Annotated in this window: 18 protein-coding genes; 8 read left to right on the top strand and 10 right to left on the bottom strand. The window is 71.2% G+C overall.

Annotated elements, in window-relative coordinates; all coding sequences use genetic code 11:
• Window positions 1–8: 8 nt before the first annotated feature.
• Window positions 9–1,208: an ATP-grasp domain-containing protein gene (locus tag ABD830_RS11265; RefSeq protein ID WP_344986578.1), complete on the top strand. Its 1,200-nt coding sequence runs from the start codon at window positions 9–11 to the stop codon at window positions 1,206–1,208.
• Here the strand turns inward: ABD830_RS11265 and ABD830_RS11270 are convergent.
• From ABD830_RS11270 to ABD830_RS11280, 3 genes are all read right to left on the bottom strand, one after another.
• Entirely contained in the window at window positions 1,205–2,020 is an 816-nt protein-coding gene (locus ABD830_RS11270; RefSeq protein WP_344986580.1) for an ATP-grasp domain-containing protein, read from the bottom strand. The genes ABD830_RS11265 and ABD830_RS11270 overlap by 4 nt on opposite strands.
• Window positions 2,021–2,117: 97 nt before the next feature.
• Entirely contained in the window at window positions 2,118–2,375 is a 258-nt protein-coding gene (locus tag ABD830_RS11275) for a hypothetical protein (RefSeq protein WP_344986582.1), read from the bottom strand.
• Window positions 2,376–2,424: 49 nt separating this feature from the next.
• Entirely contained in the window at window positions 2,425–2,700 is a 276-nt protein-coding gene (locus ABD830_RS11280) for a hypothetical protein (RefSeq protein ID WP_344986584.1), read from the bottom strand.
• A gap of 146 nt (window positions 2,701–2,846) precedes the next feature.
• On the opposite strand from ABD830_RS11280, the gene ABD830_RS11285 reads away from it, so the two are divergent.
• Window positions 2,847–3,500: an NIPSNAP family protein gene (locus ABD830_RS11285; RefSeq protein ID WP_344986585.1), complete on the top strand. Its 654-nt coding sequence runs from the start codon at window positions 2,847–2,849 to the stop codon at window positions 3,498–3,500.
• A gap of 5 nt (window positions 3,501–3,505) precedes the next feature.
• Here ABD830_RS11285 and ABD830_RS11290 read toward each other — a convergent pair whose 3' ends face one another.
• Window positions 3,506–4,420: an SDR family oxidoreductase gene (locus ABD830_RS11290; protein WP_344986587.1), complete on the bottom strand. Its 915-nt coding sequence runs from the start codon at window positions 4,418–4,420 to the stop codon at window positions 3,506–3,508.
• A 31-nt stretch (window positions 4,421–4,451) separates the two neighbouring features.
• Window positions 4,452–5,189, bottom strand: coding sequence for an SDR family oxidoreductase (locus ABD830_RS11295; protein ID WP_344986588.1), 738 nt, complete (start codon window positions 5,187–5,189; stop codon window positions 4,452–4,454).
• A 50-nt stretch (window positions 5,190–5,239) separates the two neighbouring features.
• Between ABD830_RS11295 and ABD830_RS11300 the strand changes: the two genes are divergently transcribed.
• The 4 genes from ABD830_RS11300 to ABD830_RS11315 are packed head-to-tail and all read left to right on the top strand — an operon-like array spanning window position 5,240 to window position 8,517.
• Window positions 5,240–5,968, top strand: coding sequence for an enoyl-CoA hydratase family protein (locus ABD830_RS11300; RefSeq protein WP_344986589.1), 729 nt, complete (start codon window positions 5,240–5,242; stop codon window positions 5,966–5,968).
• A gap of 8 nt (window positions 5,969–5,976) precedes the next feature.
• Window positions 5,977–6,747 carry a CoA transferase subunit A gene (locus ABD830_RS11305; RefSeq protein WP_344987664.1) on the top strand — a complete coding sequence of 257 codons (771 nt, stop codon included), beginning with the start codon at window positions 5,977–5,979 and terminating at the stop codon, window positions 6,745–6,747.
• The gene (locus ABD830_RS11310) at window positions 6,731–7,453 is read left to right on the top strand and encodes a CoA-transferase subunit beta (RefSeq protein ID WP_344986590.1); all 723 of its coding nucleotides are present in this window, start codon (window positions 6,731–6,733) and stop codon (window positions 7,451–7,453) included. Before ABD830_RS11305 ends, ABD830_RS11310 begins: the two co-directional genes overlap by 17 nt.
• On the top strand, window positions 7,450–8,517 hold the full coding sequence (locus tag ABD830_RS11315) for an NAD(P)H-dependent flavin oxidoreductase (protein WP_344986591.1): 1,068 nt from the start codon (window positions 7,450–7,452) through the stop codon (window positions 8,515–8,517). Before ABD830_RS11310 ends, ABD830_RS11315 begins: the two co-directional genes overlap by 4 nt.
• On the opposite strand, the gene ABD830_RS11320 is transcribed toward ABD830_RS11315, so the two are convergent.
• The 5 genes from ABD830_RS11320 to ABD830_RS11340 are packed head-to-tail and all read right to left on the bottom strand — an operon-like array spanning window position 8,477 to window position 13,201.
• Window positions 8,477–9,460 carry a hypothetical protein gene (locus ABD830_RS11320; protein ID WP_344986592.1) on the bottom strand — a complete coding sequence of 328 codons (984 nt, stop codon included), beginning with the start codon at window positions 9,458–9,460 and terminating at the stop codon, window positions 8,477–8,479. The two genes, ABD830_RS11315 and ABD830_RS11320, sit on opposite strands and share 41 nt — an antisense overlap.
• Entirely contained in the window at window positions 9,457–9,789 is a 333-nt protein-coding gene (locus ABD830_RS11325) for a PadR family transcriptional regulator (RefSeq protein WP_344986593.1), read from the bottom strand. Before ABD830_RS11325 ends, ABD830_RS11320 begins: the two co-directional genes overlap by 4 nt.
• A 44-nt stretch (window positions 9,790–9,833) precedes the next feature.
• On the bottom strand, window positions 9,834–10,505 hold the full coding sequence (locus ABD830_RS11330) for a pentapeptide repeat-containing protein (protein WP_344986594.1): 672 nt from the start codon (window positions 10,503–10,505) through the stop codon (window positions 9,834–9,836).
• A 4-nt stretch (window positions 10,506–10,509) separates the two neighbouring features.
• Window positions 10,510–11,988: a glycoside hydrolase family 3 protein gene (locus ABD830_RS11335; RefSeq protein WP_344986595.1), complete on the bottom strand. Its 1,479-nt coding sequence runs from the start codon at window positions 11,986–11,988 to the stop codon at window positions 10,510–10,512.
• Between the two features lie 52 nt (window positions 11,989–12,040).
• Window positions 12,041–13,201: an acetyl-CoA C-acetyltransferase gene (locus ABD830_RS11340; protein ID WP_344986596.1), complete on the bottom strand. Its 1,161-nt coding sequence runs from the start codon at window positions 13,199–13,201 to the stop codon at window positions 12,041–12,043.
• Between the two features lie 97 nt (window positions 13,202–13,298).
• On the opposite strand from ABD830_RS11340, the gene ABD830_RS11345 reads away from it, so the two are divergent.
• The gene (locus ABD830_RS11345; protein ID WP_344986597.1) at window positions 13,299–13,967 is read left to right on the top strand and encodes a TetR/AcrR family transcriptional regulator; all 669 of its coding nucleotides are present in this window, start codon (window positions 13,299–13,301) and stop codon (window positions 13,965–13,967) included.
• Complete coding sequence (locus tag ABD830_RS11350; RefSeq protein WP_344986598.1) at window positions 13,964–14,644, top strand: DNA alkylation repair protein; 681 nt, start codon at window positions 13,964–13,966, stop codon at window positions 14,642–14,644. The genes ABD830_RS11345 and ABD830_RS11350 overlap by 4 nt, the downstream gene beginning before the upstream one ends.
• Window positions 14,645–14,651 lie beyond the last annotated feature (7 nt).

Raw genomic sequence — 14,651 nt, forward strand, 5'->3', positions numbered from 1 at the left:
GGGGCGTCGTGCGACATCTGATCGGGCTGCTGCTGGGGACGGAGGAGGACTGGCCGTCGGCGTTCGAGACCGTGCTGCGGCGGCTCGGCCCGATCAAGGGGGTGGGCGAGTTCGACGTGGAGCGCATCACGATCGAGCCGTTCGACCTGCGGGCCAAGCCGCGTCACGAGCTGGTGATCGACCGGCTGGCGTACTGGTACTACCACCCGCGCGAGTGGCTCAAGAAGATCTCCATGATGGACGACGTCTACCTCCTGAACAGCCCGTTCACGTTCCAGTCGATGGAGAAGCACACGGCGTACTGCGCGATGATGCGGCTCGGGCTCAAGGTCCCGGAGACGGCGCTGGTGCCGTACAAGAACCCGCTCGACAACGCGCGGTACGCCTACACCGCGGCCCGCTACAACCAGCCCTTCGACCTGGACGAGGTGGCGGAGCGGGTCGGCTACCCGCTCTTCATGAAGCCGTACGACGGCGGGGCCTGGCGCGGCGTGTCGCTGGTGCGCGACCGGGCCGAGCTGCACCGGGCCTACGACCAGAGCGGCGAGATGCTCATGCACCTCCAGCAGGCCATCGAGGGGTACGACGCGTTCGCCAGGTCGCTGTCGATCGGGGCGGAGACGATGGTGATGCGGTTCAGGCCCGATGAGCCGATGCACGCCCGCTACGCCGTGGACCACGAGTTCCTGTCGCCGTCCGTGGGCGAGGAGGTGGTGACCATCGGGAAGCTCGTGAACGCGTTCTTCCGGTGGGAGTTCAACTCCTGCGAGACCCTGATCAAGGGCTCCGACGTGCACCCCATCGACTACGCCAACGCCTGCCCCGACGTGGCGCTGACCAGCCTGCATTACTACTTCCCCTGGGCGATCAAGACGCTGGTGAAGTGGAGCGTGTTCTGCGTGGCCACCCGGCGCAGGCCGCGGATCGACCTGGAGACACACGACTACTTCGCCGTGGAGGGGACGTACGAGGAGCGGCTGGCGGAGTACCGGCGGCTGGCGGACAAGTACTTCGAGACCGACCGCTACCACGAGTTCTGCCAGGAGCACCTGGCGCACCTCGACGAGGTGGTGCTGGAGTGGGTGGCCGGGGCCGAGTTCGACCGGTTACTGGTGGACACCGTGACCGCCACGTACCCGGCCCACGAGCGCGACGGCTTCGTCGAGCACTTCCGCGGGCTGCTGCGGCTCTGGGTGAAGGAGTCCTAGAGCAGCTCGCGCAGCGCCGTGGCGAGGTTGGCCGCCGCGCGCGGCTCGTAGCGCAGGAAGAGGTAGGGCTCCGTCAGCTCCACCTCGATGACGGCGGGCTCGCCGCCGGGTAGCCGGACCAGGTCGATCCTGGCGTAGAGCAGGGGCTGGGGTACGGCGGTGAGCACCTTCTCAGCGAGATCGACCTGGTCCGGGGCTGGTGTGCGGAGCTGTGCCCGCGCGTTGTCGTCGTACGTCATCCCCGGTGCCAGCATGGGCAGGCGGCGTACGGCGTGGCTGAAGCGGCCGTTGAAGTAGAGCAGCGAGGTCTCGCCCTCCGACTCCACCATGTCGAGGTACGGCTGCACCATCGGGGTGCGCCCGTCGGCCTCCAGGGCGGCGGCCAGCGCCCTGGCCTTGTCGCGGTCGGCCGTCCTGGTGGTGTCGCGGGCGCCGGCGGAGATCGCCGGCTTGACCACGTATTCCGGCCAGTCCGGCAGCCCCTCCGACGACCAGTGCGTCGGCACGGTCGGCACCCCGAGCTCCCGCAGGTACGTCTTGTCGGTGTTGGTCTCGAGGACCGGGGACGGGTTGAGCAGCCTGGTGACGGACTCCACGCGGCGCGTCCACGCCAGGAACTCCTCCCGCCTGAGAATGTAGTCCCAGACCGATCGGACGACCACGGCGTCGTACGCGCTCCAGTCGACGGCGGGATCGTCCCAGCGCTCGACGCGCCCGTCGATGCCCGCTTCCCGCCAGGCCGACAGGGCGAGGTCGCGCTCGTCGTCGCCACCCTCGGGGTCCTCAAACGTTACATATGCACAAATAGCCATCCAGGGATGCTATTACGGCGCGAGCCAGGCCTTTTCCGGACCCGGCTCGCGCCGCGGACGGGCTCGCGGCTGGCGCGGCCCGGCGCGTCCCACCGGCCTAGTCGATGTCGTGGACGGTCACGGTGCCGCGGTTGTTGGCGGTCACGGCGTTGCCGTTGACGTTGTTGAGGCTGGTGGCGGTGCTGGCGCTCCGGTTGCTGCTGACCACGTTGCCGAAGTTGTTGCCCGACTGCGACGAACTCCGGTTGGAGCTGGTGTTACCGGCGTTGACGTCCGCGTACGCCGGTGCCGGCAGCAGCGTCACACCCGTGGCCGCCGCGGCGATGAGACCGGTCACGCAGAGCTTCTTCATCATGTTGGTGGTTGTCCTCTCGGATCGTCTTCGGCTTTCGGACGTCAGCCGGTCAGTAGAAGATGTAGGTCACCGTCATCCCGCCGTCGGTGGCGGTGGGGGCGATGCCGTTGATGTTGTTGACGTTGGTGGAGCCGGCCCCCGCGCGGTTGACGGCGGTGACGTCACCGAAGTTGTTCCCGGACTGGGACGAGCCGCTGTTGTCGCTCCAGTTGCCGTACCAGCTGTCACTGCTCCAGGCGTCGTCGGCATGAGCGGGGGGCGCCGACAGTGCGCCGCCGACGGCCGCTCCCACCACGGCCACGGCGGCGCACACTCTTCTGATCACTTCTGCTCCTTCCTTGACCGGAGGAGATCAAGGCCAGTGCGAGCATATAACCGTGCGTTGCCGTCACGTAGCTTTATGTTACTAGAAGATTGTTCGATCGATACGCTGACAAGAGGTGTCAGTTACGTGGGCCTACCGTCCCCCGCATGATCTATGAGCTCCGCCAGTACACCCTGCTCCCCGGTCGTCGGGACACGCTGATCGAGCTGTTCGAGCGCGAATTCGTCGAGACGCAGGAGGCGGTGGGCATGCGTGTCTCCGGCACCTTCCGCGTCCAGGACGCACCCGACCGGTTCGCCTGGTTGCGCGCCTATCCCTCGATGAGCGCACGCAAGGCCTCACTGGAGGCCTTCTACGACGGGCCCGTGTGGCTGGCCCATCGCGACGCCGCCAGGGTCACCATGGTCGACACGGACGACGTGCTGCTCCTGCACTCCGTGGGGGCCGAGCCGCCCGAGTGGGAGCGTCCCGCTGTCGGGGCCGGCGAGCCGCCTCCGGCGCTGTACGTCGCCACGATCTACCACGTCGAGGACGGCTTCTCCGCGTTCTTCGCCCGCGAGGTCGCGCCCGTCCTGGTCGAGGCGGGGGTGCCGCCGATCGCCTGCCTGGAGACCGAGCACTCGGAGAACAACTTCCCCCGGCACCCGATCCGGACCGGGGAGAACGTGTTCGTGTGGTTCGCCCGCTTCGAGACGGCCGAGGACGAGCGGGAGGTGGAGCTGCCCATGCTGAAGCCCCGCCTGACGGCCGCTCCCGAGCGCATCCTGCTGCGCCCGACCGCCCGCTCGGCCATGCGCTAGCGGGTTCAGCGGCTCGGCTGTGCGCCGTAGACCGGTTCGAGGGACGGGGCGGAGGCGAGGAGGGTGGTGACCGCGTCACCGACGTGCGCCGGGTCCCAGCGCCCGTCCCCGTCCACTCTGGGACCGTGCCGCCAGCCGGTGGCCAGGGCGATCGTCCCGCCCTCCACCTCGAACACCCGCCCCGTCACGTGACCGGACTGCACGGAGCCGAGCCAGACGACGAGCGGGGAGACGTTCGCGGGGTCCATGGGGTCGAAGCCGGACTCCGGCCTGGCCATGGTGGCGGCGAACACCTCCTCGGTCATCCGGGTACGGGCGGCGGGCGCGATGGCGTTCACCGTCACGCCGTACCTCGCCAGCTCGGCGGCGGCCACCTGCGTCAGCGCGGCGATCCCCGCCTTGGCCGCCGAGTAGTTGGCCTGGCCGACGCTGCCCAGCAGGCCCGCCCCGGACGAGGTGTTGATCACCCGGCCCTCGACGCGTTCGCCCGCCTTGGACCTCTCCCGCCAGTGCGCCGCCGCGTGGCGCAGCGGCAGGAAGTGGCCCTTGAGGTGGACGCGTACGACGTCGTCCCAGTCCTGCTCGGTCATGGAGACGAGCATCCTGTCCCTGAGGAAGCCCGCGTTGTTCACCAGGACGTCGAGGCGGCCGTACGCGCTGACGGCGGTCTTGACCAGCCGGGCCGCGCCGCCCCAGTCGGACACGTCGTCGCTGTTGGCCACCGCCTGACCGCCGAGGGCGCGGATCTCCTCGACCACCTCCAGCGCGGGGCCGCCCGACCTGCCCTCGCCGTCCCTGGCCGTGCCGAGGTCGTTCACCACGACGCGGGCGCCCTGTCTGGCGAACTCCAGCGCGTGTTCCCTCCCGATACCCCGACCGGCACCCGTCACGACCACCACGCGGCCGGCACAGATTCCCACACAGACCTCCCAGAAGGATCATGCAGAGATATCAGGAAACGTCGCCGGCGGCCAGGTGCCGCCAGGCGGGGATCTCGCCGCCGCCGTCCACCCGTACCTCCGCGCCCGTGACGTAGCCGGGCGCGGCCAGCCACAGGCACGCGGCGGCCACGTCGGCGGGCGTCGCCATCCGGCCCGCGGGGATGGCCGCCCCCATCCCGTCGTCGCGCCCGCCGTAGTGGGAGGAGGCGTTCTCGGTGGCGGCGAGGCCGACGACGACCGTGTTGACGCGTACGTGGGGGGCCCACTCGGCGGCCAGGCAGCGGGCCAGGTGGTGCAGCCCCGCCTTGGCGGCGCCGTACGCGGAGGTGCCGGGCGAGGGGCGCGCGCCGCCGGCGCTGCCGATCATCACGATCGTCCCGCCGGCGGCGGCGAGCAGCGGGTACGCCTGCTGCGAGACCAGCAGCGGGGCCGTGAGGTTGAGCTCGATGACGCGGGCGTGCAGGCGCGGCGAGGTGCCCTCCAGCGGCGCGTACGGCGAGCCGCCCGCGTTGTTGACCACCACGTCGAGCCGGTCGAACCCGGAGATCAGCCGCTCGACGTCGTCGGGCACGCGCACGTCCGCCCGCACGAACCGGAACCCCGGGAGAGGGGCGGCGGGCTCGCGCCTGGCGCAGACCGTCACCTCGGCGCCCGCTTCGCGGAAGGCGCAGGCGATCCCGGCGCCGATGCCCTGCGTGCCGCCCGTCACCAGGACGGCCTTGCCCGTGTAGTCGTAAGTCACGGTCACGGGTGCTACCGTACCAAGCAAGCGTTAGGTGCAACCAGACGGGAGCGGGGATGGGAATCACCCTGCGGGCCGGGCCGATCGCCGAGATCGTGGTGAACGTGCCGCCGGTGAACGCGTTGAGCGTGCGGGGCTGGGAGGAGCTGGCGGAGACCGTCCGGCGGGCCGGGCACGATCCGGAGACCAGGGTGGTGGTGCTGCGGGCCGAGGGGCGCGGGTTCAACGCCGGGGTCGACATCAAGGAACTGCGCGACGCCAAAGGTCACGAGGCGCTGGTCGGGGTCAACCGGGCGTGTTACGCGGCCTTCGCGGCGGTCTACGAGTGCGCGGTGCCGGTGATCGCGGCGGTGCACGGCTTCTGCCTGGGCGGCGGCGTCGGCCTGGCAGGCAACGCCGACGTCGTGGTGGCGAGCGAGGACGCCTACTTCGGGCTGCCCGAGGTGGACAGGGGCGCGCTGGGCGCGGCCACGCACCTGTCCAGGCTGGTGCCGCAGCACCTGATGCGGGCCATGGTCTACACGTGCAGGAACGTGACGGCCGCCGAGCTGCACGCGTTCGGGTCGGTGCTGGAGGTGGTGCCGGGCGACAAGCTGCGCGACGCGGCGCTGGAGGTGGCGGGGCAGATCGCCGCGAAGGACCCGTACGTGATCCGCTGCGCCAAGGAGTCGCTCAACGGCATCGACCCCGTGGACGTCAAGCGCAGTTACCGCTTCGAGCAGGGCTTCACCTTCGAGCTGAACCTGACGGGCGCCGGAGACCGGCACAGGGAGCGATTCACGTGACCAAGCTGATGTCGGCCGAGGAGGTCGCGAGCGGGATCGAGAGCGGGATGACGGTCGGGATCGGCGGCTGGGGCTCGCGCCGCAAGCCGATGGCCCTCGTACGCGCCCTCCTCCGCTCCCCCGCCGACGACCTCACGATCGTCTCGTACGGCGGCCCGGACGTCGGCATGCTCTGCGCGGCGAAGAAGGTCCGCAGGGTCGTGGCCCCTTTCGTCACGCTCGACTCCATCCCCCTGGAGCCGCATTTCCGGCGGGCCAGGCAGGCCGGGGAGATCGAGTTCGTGGAGTACGACGAGGGGATGTTCATGTTCGGGCTGCTGGCGGGGGCGCACCGGCTGCCGTTCCTGCCGACGCGGGCCGGGCTCGGATCGGACGTGCTGCGGGTCAATCCCGGGCTGCGGACGGTCCGGTCGCCGTACGCGGACGGGGAGGAGCTGGTCGCGGTGCCCGCGCTGGCCATGGACGTGGCCCTGGTCCACCTGAACCGGGCCGACTCCCGGGGCAACGCCCAATACCTGGGCCCCGACCCGTACTTCGACGACCTCTACGCCAAGGCCGCGCGGCGGTGTTACGTGTCGTGCGAGCGGGTGGTGGAGGACCTCATGAAGGAAGGGCCCGTACAGTCGTTGCTGATCAGCCGCTCGATGGTGGCCGGGGTGGTGGAGGCGCCCGGCGGGGCGGGGTTCACCTCGTGCGAGCCCGACTACGGGCGGGACGAGGCGCTCCAGCGGCGTTACGTGGAGACGCCTTGGGAGGAGTTCGATGAGCAGCAGGGCTGACGTGTGCGTGGTGGCGTGCGCGGAGGCGTTCAGGGGCGACGGCGAGATCCTCGCGGCGGGCATCGGCGGGGCGGTCACGGTGCTGGCGGCGCGGCTGGCGCGGCTGACGTTCGAGCCGGAGCTGCTCACGCACGACGGCGCCTGCCTGCTCACCGGCGATGTGCCCGCCCTGGGCGAGGCCCCCGGGGTGGTGGAGGGGTGGCTGCCGTTCCGCGAGCACCTGTGGCTGGTGCTGAACGGCCGGCGGCACGTCATGCTCGGGGCCAGCCAGATCGACCGGTACGGCAACACGAACATCTCGTGCATCGGCGACTGGTCACGCCCCAAGGCGCAGCTGCTGGGCGTGCGCGGCGCGCCGGGGAACACGCGCTGCGATCCGACCAGCTACTGGATCCCCCGGCACTCCCCCCGGGTGTTCGTGCCCTCGGTGGACATGGTCAGCGGCGTCGGGACGGACCGGGGCGCCTTCGATCTGCGCCGGGTGGTGACGAACCTGGCCGTCCTGGACTTCCGCGGCCCCGATGGGACCATGCGGCTGGTGTCGGTGCATCCCGGGGTGGAGGTGGCCCATGTGGTGGCGGCGACCGGCTTCGAGCTGCACATTCCCGCGAAGGTCAGCCGGACGCGCGGGCCGACCGTCGAGGAGCTCGACGTCCTGGACCGCCTCGACCCCGAGCGGACCCGCGACCGCGAGGTGGCGGCGTGAGGACCGCGCTGACCGAGCTGGTGGGATGCCGCCACCCGATCGTGCAGACCGGCATGGGGTACGTCGCCGGGGCCCGGCTGGCGGCGGCCACCTCGCAGGCGGGCGGCCTGGGCGTAATCGGCGCCGCGACGATGTCCGTGGCCGAGATGACCGCGGCGATCAGGCGGGTCAAGGAGCGCACGGACGCGCCCTTCGGGGTGAACATCCGTTCCGACGCCGACGACGCCGGGGCGCGGATCGAGGTGCTGATCAGGGAGGGTGTGCGGGTGGCGTCGTTCGCGATGGCGCCCGAGCGCGACCTGATCGCCCGGCTCAAGGACGCGGGCGTGGTCACGATCCCGTCGGTGGGGGCCCGCCGGCACGCGGAGAAGGTGGCGGGCTGGGGGGTCGACGCGGTGATCGTCCAGGGCGGCGAGGGCGGCGGCCACACCGGGCCCGTCGCCACCACCCTGCTGCTGCCGCAGGTCGTGGACGCGGTGGACATCCCGGTCATCGCGGCCGGAGGCTTCTTCGACGGGCGGGGGCTGGTGGCGGCCCTGGCGTACGGGGCGTGCGGGATCGCCATGGGGACCAGGTTCCTGCTGACGAGCGACTCCCCCGTGCCCGACGAGGTGAAGAAGCTCTACCTGGCCACGCGGGAGACGGTGGTCACGACCAAGGTGGACGGGGTGCCGCACCGGGTGCTCCTGACGCCTTTCGTGGCGTCGCTGGAGCGGTCGCGGCTGATCAGGGCGGTGATGAACGGGGCCCGCTTCAAACGCCTGTCGGGCCTGTCCTGGGCGGAGATGCTCAGGGAGGGCAGGCGGATGCGGCAGGCCCGGGACCTGACGTGGGCCCAGGTGCTGCAGGCGGCCAACACTCCCGTGCTGCTGCGGGCCGCCATGGTGGAGGGACGGGCGGATCTCGGGGTGATGGCGTCGGGCCAGGTGGTGGGCGTGATCGACGATCTGCCGTCCTGCCGGGAGCTGATCGACCGCATCATGGCCGAGGCCGAGAACTCCCTGTCCCACCTGACCCGGGCACTTACGTCGCCAAGGCTTCCTGATCGCGCCGGCGACGGGTGAGCGCCACGCCGGCGAAGGCCAGGGCCGCGCAGCCGAGCTGGGCGAGGGCCGTGGAGGTGGGGATCCACGGCAGGTCCCCGAGGTCGCCGAGGGCGGCCGCGGGCAGGAACAGCACCAGCGCCGCCCGCCGCCCCACCGCCGACCGGCACGCGTACCCGGCGGCCAGTGCGACCACGACGAGCCAGGGCACCGGCTTCCAGACGACGACGTCCTGATGGGCGATCACGTCCACCCAGCGCACGATGGCCTTGCTGGCGGTCAGCCCCACCAGCGCGAGCGGCGCCCAGAGCAGCAAGGTGCGCCGGGGGACGGCCGCGAGCGCGCGGTGCGCCGCGGGCATGAAGGCGATGACGACCGCCGCCACCTGTGCCACGAGAAGCGGGCCGACGTTCGGTGCCGCCAAGTGCACCAGGAGGACCCGGCCGCTCGACGGCGACACGACAGTGAGATACGGAAGCACCCCACTCCAGGGGTCCGCGATGCCCAGCACGAGCACGACCGTGCCGAGCGCGGCGACCCACCTGCGGCCGGACCGCACCGCCAGCGCGAGCAGGGCCGCGATGGCGACCGGCTGGGCCAGGTGCTGGATCCAGACGGGTCCGGCCAGGACGGCGACACCGAAGTTCAGCGCGTTCTCCACGGTTCTGGCGCTGTCCAGCAGCATCGTCGCCAGCGCCGACGCCAGCATCAGGAACGGCCACAGCGCCGCGGCGAGCGCGACCCCGTCCCGCCAGGAGGGCGCCGAGACCGGCCCGAACGCCCGCCGGGCGTGCACCCGTAACGCGCCCCAGAGCAGGTCGGCCGCGTCGGCCGGGTGCGGGCGGATCTGGCCGGGCCTCGCGCCGGCCAGCAGCACGCCGATCATCTCCTCCTCGTGCCGGGCCCGGTGATCGCGCGGATAGCAGGCCAGCAGGCGGCGGTAGCGGGCTTCGAGCGGGCTCATGCCATGCCTCCCGCCCCTGCGGCGCGCAGGCGCGCGGTGGCCGCCCCGGCGTGCCTGCGCATGCGCTCGGCCTCCGCCGCCAGCCTGGCCGCGCCGTCGCCGGTCAGCTTGTAGTAGCGGCGCACCCTCCCGTCCACGATCTCCTCCCGGTCCGCCTCGATGAGGCCCTCTGCCTGGAGGCGGTCGAAGGCGGCGTACAGGGTGCCGGCGCGCAGGCGGACCTGGCCGTCGGAGATGCGTTCCACGTCGGTGATCACGCCGTAGCCGTGCTGCGGGCCGGCGGCGAGCGCGGTGAGGATGAGGAAAGTGGGTTCCTGCATCGGCTTCATGCGATCAATATATACCGATGATCTGCATATGACGCCGATCGGAGTCAGACCACGGTGATCCCGCGGGCGGCGAGAATGGCGTTGGCCTGGGTCTGGTTGATGATGGCGCCCGCGAACGCCCGCAGCTTGGCGTCGTCCGGCTGGCCCAGGTCGGCCCCGCGCAGATCGGCCTTGGCGAACTTCGTCTGCAGCAGACGCGTCCCGATCAGCCGGCACTCGCTGAACGTGGCCTCCGTGAAGTCGCAGCCCGACAGGTCGGCGTCGTCGAAGCGGACGCCCTCGATGAGCTCCCCGCGCAGCGAGCAGCCGCCCAGGTTGGCCAGGGTCAGGTTGGAGCGGCTGAGCTTGAAGCCGGTGCCGCGCGAGGCCGTGAGCGACGTACCGATCATGCGGCATCCCGTGAACGAGACATCGGTCAGGAGCGCGCCGCCGAACTGGGCGGAGGACAGGTCCACGTCGGTGAACGTCACGTCGATGAGGTCGGCGTCGTTGAAGCGGGTCCGCATCCCGCCCCCGCCCGTGAACGCGGCCCCGTCGAGGTCGGCCTTGCGGAAGTCGGTCTGGTCCAGCACGCACGACTCGAACCTGGCCCCCGCCAGCGGCGCGCCCCACAGGTCGGTCTCCGTGAGGTCGCAGTTGCGGAAGACGTGTGTTTCGTCGGATGGGAGGCGGTCAGCCAGCGCTTTGTGAGAAAGGTCCTCGCCGTCGAAGTTCACGGGATCAAACCCTACCCGTGAGCACCTCCGCGGCGGCCTGCCCGCAGACCTGGGCGGAGCCGTACGTGGCGATGTGCACGGCGCCCAGGTCCGACCGCGCGGGAAGCCCCATCTCCACCACCACCGCGTCGGACCGGGCGCTGAGCAGATGCCGCAGCGCCTGCTCCTGCCAGGCATGACGGTGCACGTCCCGGACCACGACCACCAGCGGCCATCCTGCGGACTCCCCGAGCAGGCGCTCAAGCGTCGGCCCCGTCGAGTCCCCCGCCACGAGCCGCCGCACCAGGGTGTCCGGCAGCAGGCGAGTGAGGGGCTCGCCGACGCCCCACGGCGTCTTCCTGTCGATGGCCAGGTTCATCTCGGGCGCCAGTTCCACCACGTACGCCGGAGAGGTCAACGGCAGCACGGGAGCGGCCGACCGGCGGGTGATCCTGATCGCCCGGCGCGCGGCGACCAGACCGACGGAGCGGTCGCGGGACGGCCGGCTGCCTGAGGAGGCGGCCCATGAGGCCAGCTCGCGGACCCTACGAGCGGCGTCGGCCAGCCGCTCCTCGGGCAGCAGTCCCTGGGTCACCGCCGTGGCGATCGCGTCGCGGATCCCGGCGGCGGTGGCCTCGTCGGCACGCTCGCCCCCGACGCAGATCGCGTCGGCTCCCGCTGCGAGGGCGCGGGCGGAGGCGCCCCCGATCCCGTACGCCCCCGCCACCGCCGCCATCTCGATGCCGTCAGTGATGATCATCCCCTGGAACCCGAGCTCCTCCCGCAGCAGCCCGGTGAGCACCTTGGGGCTGAGCGTGGCGGGCCGCTCGGCGTCGTACGAGGGCACCAGGAGGTGGCCGGTCATGACGCCCTTGACCCCCTCCTTGATCGCCTCACGGAAAGGGAGCAGCGCGTCCTCGATCCCGTCGTCGGACACCACGGGCACGCCGTGATGCGAGTCCACCGAGGTGTCGCCGTGCCCGGGGAAGTGCTTGGCGCACGCGGCCACGCCGGCCGACTGCAGGCCGCGCACGAACGCCCTGGCGTGCCGGGACACCAGCACCGGGTCCGCGCCGAAGGCCCGCAGGCCGATGACGGGGTTGTCCGGGTTGGAGTTCACGTCGGCGGAAGGGGCGAGGTCGAGCGTGATGCCCACCGCGGCCAGGTCGCCGCCGAGATCCCTGGCCAGGGCCTCGGTGAGGTCCACGTCGTCCACGACGCCGAGCGCGTACCCGCCGGGGCGGCTGCTCCCGGTGGCCACCTCCAGCCGGGTGACCTCCCCCGACTCCTCGTCGGTGCCGACGAGCACCGAGGGGTTCTCGGCACGCAGTGCGGCGGTCAGCCGGGCCACCTGGGCGGGGTCGGCGATGTTGCGGGAGAACAGCACGACGCCGGCCAGCCCGTCGCCGAGGCGGCGGCGGAGCCAGTCAGGAGGCGTGTGTCCCGCGAAACCGGGGAAGAGGACGGCGTCGGCAAGGCGAAGCAGGTCACCGCTCAAGGGCATGACCCGAAATCTAATAGGAAAGTTTCCTATTTGCTAGAGGCATTTTCAGACGTCAACCGGCGGCCAGTCGCTCGATGACGGTGACGTTCGCCTGCCCTCCTCCCTCGCACATGGTCTGCAGGCCGTACCGCCCGCCCGCGCGTTCCAGCTCGTGCAGCAGCTTCACCGCCAGCACGGCGCCGGTCGCGCCGAGGGGGTGGCCGAGCGCGATGGCGCCGCCGTTCGGGTTGACCTTGGCGGGATCCGCGCCGGTCTCCTTGATCCAGGCCAGGACGACCGGCGCGAACGCCTCGTTGATCTCGATCGCGTCGAAGTCGTCGATGCCCAGGCCGGTCATGCCGAGCGCGTGCACGGTGGCCGGGATGGGGGCGGAGAGCATCATGATCGGGTCGGCGCCGCGGGCCGACAGGTGGTGCACACGGGCGCGCGGGGTCAGGCCGTGCTCCCGTACGGCTCTGGGCGAGGCGATCAGCAGGGCCGCCGCGCCGTCGGAGATCTGGGACGCCAGGGCCGCGGTGAGCCGGCCGCCCTCGACCAGGGGCTTGAGCCCGGCCATCTTCTCGATCGTGGTGTCCCTGCGCGGGCACTCGTCGGTGGCGACGCCCTCGTAGGGGGCGATCTCGCGCGCGAAACGGCCGACGTCGATGGCGTGGGCGGCCCGGCGGTGCGACTCGTACGCGTACCGCTCCATCTCCTCGCGGGAGATGTCCCAGGTTGTGGCCATCTGCTCGGCCCCGGTGAACTGGGAGACCTCCTGCGTGCCGTACCGCTCGATCCAGCCCTTGGAGCCCCCGAAGGGGGTCTCGTGCCCGAACGCGCGGCCCACGAGCATCGCGGCCGAGATGGGGATCATGCTCATGTTCTGCACGCCGCCCGCCACCACCAGGTCGCTCGTGCCGGACAGCACGGCCTGGGCGGCGAAGTGGAGCGCCTGCTGGGAGGAGCCGCACTGGCGGTCCACCGTGACGCCGGGGACCTCCTCGGGGAGCCCGGCCGCGAGCCAGCAGGTGCGGGCGACGTCGCCGGCCTGCGGGCCGATCGTGTCCACGCAGCCGAAGATGACATCCTCGACGGCCGACGGATCGGCGCCGGTCCGGTCCATCAGCTCCTTGAGCACGTGCGCTCCGAGGTCGGCGGGGTGCGCCGCGGCCAGGCCGCCGTTCCTGCGCCCGACGGGGGTGCGGACCGCGCCGACGATGTACGCCTCATTCACCTTCGCATCGTAGCAAGCGCTTGGTACGGGGCGGAATGCCGCATGAGCTGGGGCGGTTAGGTGAACAAGCGATTGCCTGAGGGCTCATAATGGTGTCGTGACCACGCGTAAGAACTCCGGCACCACGGCCACCCCGGCGAAGCGCCAGCGCGCGACCTCCTCGGGATCGGCTTCCGAGCGCCGCGACCACCTCGTCAAGCTCGCCGCGGAGATCTTCGCGCGCAAGGGCTTCCAGGCCACGACAGTACGCGAGATCGCCACCGAGGCGGGCATCCTCTCCGGGAGTCTCTACCACCACTTCGACTCCAAGGAGACGATCGTCGACGAGGTGCTCTCCACCTTCCTCGACGACCTCATCGCGCGCTACCGCGCGGCGGTCGACTCCAACGCCGACGCCCGCACGGTGCTGTCGGAGATGGTCCGCATCGGGTTCAGCACGCTGGAGCCCCACCGGGCCGCGATCACGGTCATGCAGAACGACTGGAACTACCTGCGGCAGTTCGAGCGCTTCAACTACCTGGTCAAGGCCGAGGACGAGGTCGAGCAGATCTGGGTCGCGCAGATCAAGGCGGGCCAGGCGGCCGGGCTGTTCAGGTCCGACGTCGATCCGAAGCTGACCTACCGCATGATCCGCGACACGATCTGGGTGGCGGTGCGCTGGTTCCGCCCCGGCGGCAGGCTCAACACCAACGCGCTGGCCGAGCACTACATCACCGTGCTCTTCGACGGCCTCGCCACCGGCGAGCGCACCACGCAAAAGGGATGAGCCTCGGCAAAGCGGTGCGGCTGGCACTGCAGGGGATCGCGGAGCCCGGCAAGGCCGAGGCCATGCGCGCCTACATGAAGTCCTCGATGCCGTTCCTGGGCGTGCAGGCGGTGCCCAGACGGGCGACGCTCAGGCGGGTGTTCGCCGAGCACCGGCTGGAGAGCGCGCCGGAGTGGCGGCGGGCCGTGCTGGAGCTGTGGCGGGAGGCCGAATACCGCGAGGAGCGTTACGCCGCCGTCGAGCTGTCCGGCTACCACCTCTACCGGGGCTTCCAGACCCTCTACACCGTGCCGATGTACGAGGAGATGATCGTCACCGGGGCCTGGTGGGACCTGGTGGACGAGCTCGCCACGCACCGGATCGGCGGCCTGCTGGCCGCGTACCCCGACTCGATGCGGCCGCTCATGCTGGAGTGGGCGCACGACGGCGACCTGTGGAAGCGGCGCACCGCCATCCTGTGCCAGAACCGGTTCAAGCAGCGCACGGACACGGCCCTGCTGTACGCGTGCATCGAGCCGAGCCTGTCAGACAACGACTTCTTCGCGCGCAAGGCGATCGGGTGGGCGTTACGCGAGTACGCCAAGACCAGCCCCACCGAGGTGATCCGCTACGTCAACGCCAAGGGCATCACCGGCCTGAGCCGCCGCGAGGCGCTCAAGAACCTCTCGGTCACCTAGTCCCCTC

The sequence above is a fragment of the Nonomuraea helvata genome (assembly GCF_039535785.1).
In the GTDB taxonomy this organism is placed as follows: domain Bacteria; phylum Actinomycetota; class Actinomycetes; order Streptosporangiales; family Streptosporangiaceae; genus Nonomuraea; species Nonomuraea helvata.